This window comes from Virgibacillus salarius (assembly GCF_039521925.1).
GTDB classification, from domain to species: Bacteria; Bacillota; Bacilli; order Bacillales; family Amphibacillaceae; genus Virgibacillus; species Virgibacillus salarius.
In genome coordinates this window covers 1-7,357 of sequence record NZ_BAAACY010000127.1, presented here as the reverse complement: position 1 = coordinate 7,357, position 7,357 = coordinate 1, and the positions used below count along the sequence as shown (strand labels likewise).

At 38.4% G+C, this 7,357-nt stretch carries 7 protein-coding genes; all 7 read left to right on the top strand.

Annotated features, from left to right (window positions below):
* Window positions 1–658: 658 nt before the first annotated feature.
* The 7 genes from ABDZ84_RS16080 to ABDZ84_RS16050 all read left to right on the top strand — a co-directional run bounded on the left by ABDZ84_RS16080 (window position 659) and on the right by ABDZ84_RS16050 (window position 7,217).
* Entirely contained in the window at window positions 659–1,819 is a 1,161-nt protein-coding gene (locus ABDZ84_RS16080; RefSeq protein WP_343782220.1) for a betaine/proline/choline family ABC transporter ATP-binding protein, read from the top strand.
* A gap of 13 nt (window positions 1,820–1,832) precedes the next feature.
* Window positions 1,833–2,477, top strand: coding sequence for an ABC transporter permease (locus ABDZ84_RS16075; RefSeq protein WP_026679645.1), 645 nt, complete (start codon window positions 1,833–1,835; stop codon window positions 2,475–2,477).
* Window positions 2,478–2,502: 25 nt separating this feature from the next.
* Window positions 2,503–3,423: an osmoprotectant ABC transporter substrate-binding protein gene (locus ABDZ84_RS16070; RefSeq protein WP_166531017.1), complete on the top strand. Its 921-nt coding sequence runs from the start codon at window positions 2,503–2,505 to the stop codon at window positions 3,421–3,423.
* Window position 3,424: 1 nt separating this feature from the next.
* Window positions 3,425–4,075, top strand: coding sequence for an ABC transporter permease (locus tag ABDZ84_RS16065; protein WP_021292463.1), 651 nt, complete (start codon window positions 3,425–3,427; stop codon window positions 4,073–4,075).
* A 33-nt stretch (window positions 4,076–4,108) separates the two neighbouring features.
* Window positions 4,109–5,776, top strand: coding sequence for a CocE/NonD family hydrolase (locus ABDZ84_RS16060; protein ID WP_121604456.1), 1,668 nt, complete (start codon window positions 4,109–4,111; stop codon window positions 5,774–5,776).
* 143 nt (window positions 5,777–5,919) lie between these two features.
* A complete protein-coding gene (locus tag ABDZ84_RS16055; RefSeq protein WP_026679642.1) occupies window positions 5,920–6,456 on the top strand; it encodes a GbsR/MarR family transcriptional regulator in 537 nt (178 codons plus the stop codon).
* A gap of 419 nt (window positions 6,457–6,875) precedes the next feature.
* Window positions 6,876–7,217 carry a thioredoxin family protein gene (locus ABDZ84_RS16050; protein ID WP_026679641.1) on the top strand — a complete coding sequence of 114 codons (342 nt, stop codon included), beginning with the start codon at window positions 6,876–6,878 and terminating at the stop codon, window positions 7,215–7,217.
* Window positions 7,218–7,357 lie beyond the last annotated feature (140 nt).

Genomic DNA, 7,357 nt, shown 5'->3' with positions numbered 1-7,357 from the left:
CGGGAATTGCGCGAGCCGAAAATCCACTTTGCAACGTGTTCTTCTTTGCAAAGTTAGTTGAGGCCGTGCCTGCGGAAAGCGAAGTAATTCGTCGGAGCATTGCCAATATACATCAACCATTTCAAAATAACTACTTGGCTTAACGCAGTCATTGCACTGATTTTATACTTTCTTAACTTATAAAGCAAAAAGCCGATACCTATCGTATCGACTTTCTGTATTGGGAGATTCATTCATGGGCAAATCTCTACAAGCTTGTAATGATTTCTACTATTATATGTCTTTGCGTTAAAACAGCACCGGCATTTCCCACAGGTTATCCACACATTTTTAACCCTCGACCTTATTTTATTGTTTATAGATGCCTTTACATTCTATAATTCACCACAATCCACAAGACACCCTAATTCTTCTGTATGATTCATATAACTTCATATCGCTTTTTTTCCATTATTTATCTTAGTAAAAAAACAGATCACCATTAAATACGAAGAATTTTTAAGCAATTCTACGTTATACAGTATAAAAACTTTATACAATATAAATTTTATAAATTTTTTATACTGTATGAATTTAAATGCTTGTTTCGATAATCGATTCTTTTTCCTATACTAGTATAGGACGACAAAGTTCGACAGTATTAATGGAGGTGCTAGCATTGTTAGAATTTAAACACGTTTCCAAGCTATTTGAAGACGGTACAATAGCCGTTAAGGATCTGAATTTACATATTAAAAAAGGTGAATTTGTTTGTTTTATTGGTCCAAGTGGATGTGGTAAAACAACCACAATGAAAATGGTCAATGGCCTCATTAATAAAACAGAAGGATCCATTCTTGTTGATGGAAAAGATGTGATAGAGCAAGACCCTGTAAAATTACGACGATCTATCGGATATGTGATCCAGCAAATTGGCCTCATGCCACATATGACAATTAAAGAAAATATTGTGCTTGTTGGAACACTATTAAAATGGTCAAAAGAACAGAAAGATAAACGCGCACGGGAATTATTACAACTAGTAGATATGCCGGAGGAATTTCTTGATCGATACCCACATGAATTAAGTGGAGGCCAGCAACAACGTATTGGAGTACTTCGTGCCTTAGCAGCAAATCCACCATTAATTTTAATGGATGAACCTTTTGGAGCACTTGATCCAATTACAAGAGATGCGCTGCAAGAGGAATTTAAGAAACTGCAAAAAGAACTGGATAAGACTATTGTCTTTGTAACACATGACATGGATGAGGCGTTGAAGCTTGCCGACCGTATTGTGATTATGAAAGATGGACAGATTGTCCAAGCAGATACTCCAGATGAGATTCTGCGAAATCCAGCAGATGAATTTGTAGAAGAATTTCTAGGTAAGGATCGATTAATTCAAGGTCGACCTGATGTTACTACGGTCGAACAAATCATGGAGCATTCACCTGTAACAGTACAAATGGGAACGACATTGAAATCTGCTATATCTACAATGAAAGATAGACATGTAGATTCATTGTTAGTGGTAGATAGTGAGAATAAGCTCCAAGGCTTTATTGACATAGAAGGTATTAATTTAAACTATAAAAAGATGCATCTTGTAGAAGAAATAATGGAGAAAGAGTTATTTTTCGTCTCTCGCTATAGTCTATTACGTGATACCGTTCACAAAATTCTCCGTAGAGGAGTGAAATATGTGCCTGTTGTTGATGATGAAAAAAAACTAGCAGGAATTGTGACACGTGCGACATTAGCTAACCTCGTCTATGACACGATATGGGGCGATGGTATGGAGACGAATGAAATACTAGCTGCAACAGGAGCAGAGTAGGAGGGAAGCAAAAATGATGGATTTTCTTGCAGAATACGGTCATGAACTGTTTGTTAAAACGTGGGAGCATTTATATATATCACTAGCAGCGATTATTCTCGGTGTTTTAGTCGCTGTACCGCTTGGAGTTATCTTATCGAGGAAACCGAATTTTGCCGATCGTTTCATCTCATTTATTGGTATATTACAAACTATTCCAAGTCTAGCAATTCTAGCATTTTTCATTCCCATCATGGGAGTTGGGAAGATTCCGGCGATCTTCGCACTATTCTTCTATTCCTTGCTACCGATTTTACGTAATACATATATTGGTGTGCGTGATGTTGATCAGGGAGTAAAAGAAGCAGGTAAAGGAATGGGAATGAGCAATTGGCAATCGATTGTGAAGATGGAGCTTCCTTTATCTCTACCGGTAATTATGGCAGGTATTCGCTTATCGACTGTTTATCTTGTTGGTTGGGCAACACTTGCAGCTTTCATTGGCGGTGGAGGACTTGGTGACTTTATTTTTGATGGATTGAACTTATATCAACCGTCTCTAATTATTGCTGGGACAATACCGGCTACGATACTTGCCTTAATTGCAGATCGCTCACTTGCATTTTTAGAAGATTGGTTAACACCTGATGGATTAAAGGATTCTTATAAAACGGCATAAACTTGGAGGTGTAAATGTGAAAAGAATGATTTATAAAGGCAGCATATTACTTCTACTATTTGTGTTCCTTTCTGGCTGTTCCTTGCCTGGACTAGCAAGTACAACAAATGAAACAATTAAAATTGGGGCATTAGGTACATCGGAATCCCAAATTCTTGCGGAAATGCTGTCAATCATGATTGAGAGAGAAACGGATGCAGATACGGACTTAGTGACGCATCTTGGGTCATCTATCGTTCAGCATCAAGGCATGACTAGAGGGGATCTGGATATTACAAGTACACGTTATACAGGAACAGATTTATCTGGAGCTCTTGGTATGGACCCGATCACCGACCCAGATAAAGCATTACAAATTGTAAAACGTGAATTTCTAGATCGTTTCCATCAAACTTGGGCGGCTCCATATGGATTTGAAAATAGTTATTCTGTAGCTGTGACAGAGGAATTCGCCAAAGAAAATGATATTGAAACGATATCTGATTTAGAGCCTTATGCGAATGATTTACGTTTCGGTGTTGATAATGCTTGGATTAATCGTAAAGGGGACGGATATGACGGATTTCAAGAAACCTATTTTTCTTTTGGAGAGGTTTTTCCAATGAACATCGGTCTCGTGTATCAAGCAGCCGCTAGTGGCTATATGGATGTTGTTCTAGCATATTCTTCTGATGGACGGATTAAAGAATTTAATCTGAAAGTGCTTGAAGATGATCGACAATTCTTCCCACCTTATGACGCTTCACCAGTGATTGCTAATAAGGTACTAGAGAAATATCCAAAAATTCAAGAGATCACGGAACGACTAAATGATCAAATCTCTACGGAAACCATGCAAGAGCTAAATTATCAAGCAGATGTGGAATTAATAAACCCTCGGAAGGTAGCTAAACAATTTCTTGAAGAACATAATTACTTTGAGCAGTCAGTAAAGGCGGGTGAGTGAAATGGAAACATTGGAACAATTTATCCATTATGTTAGTCAGAATAGCGGTTATATCTGGGTGCAGTTTTACAGGCATTTTCTAATGGCTGCCTATGGTGTATTATTTGCAGCAATTATTTCCATTCCGCTTGGTATATTGATTGCAAAATACGGGAAATTAAGCAGTTGGGTACTGGCTTTCGGCAGTATTATCCAAACAATACCAGCATTAGGAGCAATGGCTGTTATTATGATTGTAATGGGACTTGGTACGAATACTGTAATAGTTACCCTGATGCTTTATTCCATTTTGCCAATTACGCAAAATACATATGTTGGCATGAAAGAGGTTAATAAAGATGTGGTTGAAGCTGGATATGCCTCTGGAATGACTCGATTTCAACTGCTTCGCATGGTTGAATTGCCTCTTGCAGTTAGTGTTATTATGGCAGGGCTTCGCACCGCGCTAGTTATTGGTATCGGTATTGCAGCAATCGGAGCTTTTGTTGGTGCTGGTGGCCTAGGGGCGATTATCCTTACTGGAACAAATGCAACAGATGGCACACCGATCATTCTTGCCGGTGCTATTCCAACTGCGTTAATGGCGATTATTGCTGACCTGATTATGGGATGGATTGAACGGAAACTGCAACCGGTGAAATCTTCTAAGTAAGGTTCAATGAACAGTTTAACGAGGAGGGAAATGATGAAGGCTCATAACCTGTTGATAGATAAGAATATAATCTGTGAATTATCGGATGGAACGATTTTACGATCCGATGTTTACCGTCCCACTGAAGCAGGAGAATTCCCAGTTCTTATGTTAAGGCTCCCATATAACAAGGAAACGCCTCGCTATTATAACGAGTACCTAGAAGTACCACGAATGGTAGAAGCGGGTTATGTGGTAATACTCCAAGATGTACGAGGAAGATACGCCTCCGATGGAGAATTCTATCCATTTGTACATGAAGGAAAAGATGGTTATGAGGCAGTAGAATGGGCGGCTCGTCTCCCATTTTCTAATGGAAAAGTCGGATTGTTTGGCATGTCTTATCATGGTTATACACAACTTGCTGCTGCAGTGGAACAACCACCATCGTTAAAAGCCATAGCCCCTGTTATGACAATGGCTGATCCTTTTGGAGATATGATTGGTACTGGATCAACTCCTCATGCGATTGGCAAGTTTGAAACATGGGTGTTAGGTTCCATTATAGAGGATCAATTAAAACGAAAAAATCAGTTAGATGACTTACAGCTAAATCATTATTTGGAACATATAACCGAATATTTGCATGAGGCACCCGCCAGCCAGTGGTCACCAATGAAGAACCTTGATCCAGACTCATTTTTCTTTGATGTTATGCAAGGAAGGTTGGACGATCATTTCATCGAACGTGTGCAGTTGGAGAGTCAATTACGCGATGTAGATATACCAGCTCTCTTTATGGGAGGGTGGTTTGACGCATTGCTTCCCCAAACATTACAAGCCTATAAAGCATATCATGGGGAAAAAATGCTGTGGATTGGTCCGTGGACGCATGAACAAATGACTGGTCATGCTGGTGAAAAATTCTTTGAGGGCGCAGCTAAGAATATAGGTGTTGACCAAATAACAGACCCTACCAAAGTGCATATACAATGGTTTGATAAATGGTTAAAAGATAAGCCATTGTATATCCAAAAACCGGTACAACTCTATTTGATGGGACAACAAAAATGGGCGGCATACGATGAATTCCCTATCGTTAAACAACAAGAATATTTTTTGGAAAGTAACGGTAAGTCGCAGACAAGTGCAGGAGATGGAAAGTTAGTTTCCATTCCGTCTTGTCAGGTGACAGAAAGTTCACTTACACTTGATCCATACAATCCTGTTCCAACTCGTGGAGGGGGTTCGTTGATAGCAGGTGTTGATTCAGGTATATTTGATATAAACGATCTGCATGAACGTAATGATGTGCTTGTTTATACAACGAAGCCGATAAGTAATGATATCCAACTATTAGGCACACTCAAAGCAGAAATTTGGTGCTCTTCTCCAACAAGCTTATGTGATATTTCTTTACGAATAGCTGATGTAGATCCAAGCGGTCGAGCATGGGTACTAATGCACTCATTTCATCGTGAAAAGGTGATAGACAGCCACCCAATTTGTTTATTAGCAGAAATTGGAACAACTGCATATACGTTACCAAAGGGCCATCAGATACGGCTAGATATTGCAGCAAGTAACGCACCGTTGTATGATATTAATTTAAACAACGGTAAGACAACAAAAACCCATAAAGATGGGGTTGTAGCGAATGAAACGATTTATCATGGAGGAAAAATGGCATCCAAAATCATTGTTCCATTTACAATGATCTAATTGTAGAATCAATTGTTAAAGATGTTATTCTATTATTCCTTTCCCTTGGCAAATTATATAAATAATATGTTGCTTTCATCATTTTGGTTTTTAGCTACAATGTGGTACAGTTCAAAGAGCATGCCAATAAGGAGATTTATACAATGAATAATACAGAACAAATTGAAAATGTTAAAACACAATTTATTGAAAAGATAACAGATAATATGAACGCCTTTGGGGTATCGACAAGTGTTGGACGCGTGCTTGGTATCATTTATATGAATAGAGAACCAATGACTCTAGACGAGCTATCTGCTGAGACCGGAATGAGCAAAACCAGAATGAGTCAGGTTGTTCGGGAAATGATTGATATGAACATTGCTGAGCGTGTATTTAAGAAAGGTGTCCGAAAAGATTTATATCAAGTGGAAGAAGATTATTATCAGACATTTATTTCTCTGTTCATATTTACATGGCAAAAGGCGATTAATCGTAGCCGAAATTTTGAACAACGGTTAATTCAAAAATTAGATACATTACAACAAGAAGCAGATGTAACAGCAGAAAATGAACAAGCAATTAATGAGCTTCTCCATGAAATACGAGAGTGGATGGATTACTATGACTGGATTCAACGAGTTACTGAATTCTTCGCAAGTGGTGAAATATTCGAGCACGTACCCAAAAAACAACCTTAAAATGGAAAAAGCGGTGTTTTCGTATAAAGTTATTACTTTTGCGAATTCACCGCTTTTTGTAAGTCCCTTCTGGAACTCGTATACCATCAGTAGAAAAAGTTTTCCCATCTCCCCATTCAGAAGCGTTTAAAAGATGTTGATGCTTGAAATCCATCCAAACTTAGGCATTTAGGAGCGTAGTTACAGTCAGGGCATGGTATGATAAGAGCATCGATCTATCTAAAGTGAAACTTCTATCCGTAGGGTTTTTGTTTATCCCCACAAATGGTTAGGTGAACCAATCGGACATTTACTGGCAGTTGATCCCCCTTTTATCCATATTAGTTTTTCTCTTTATTACATGAAGTGGGGAGCTTACTGCCAGTTATTTGCGGGATAAGGACGGTCCATATTACTACTACGTACAGGTGGGAGCAACAATGAATCATTTTCCTGAATTAACAAACATTGCTGAGATTGACCATTTTATCGATACAAATCGTCTTGCCTTTCTCTATGTATCTCGTCAAGGTTGTAGTGTATGTCATAGCTTATTACCACAAGTGGAATCACTCATGGAGAATTACCCTAAAATAAACGCTGTACATATACGAGCAGAGCAGGTAGAAGAAGTGGCTGGTCATTTTTCCATTTTTACAGTTCCCGTGCTTCTTCTATTTGTAAATGGAAAGGAATATATACGAGAGGCAAGAATGGTGCATATGGATCTATTAGCTGCTAAATTAGATCGACTATATACAAATCTGGACAGATTAGATTGACAATAGTCCTGTTTAGACAAGTGTACTTTTTCATATAGCTGTTACGTTATCGTTTCTAATAAGAAAAACTGAGCAAAATTCGCTCAGTCCTTATCACTACATGCTCAGATTTACGCTTCCTCTAGTAGCTATTATGGAAT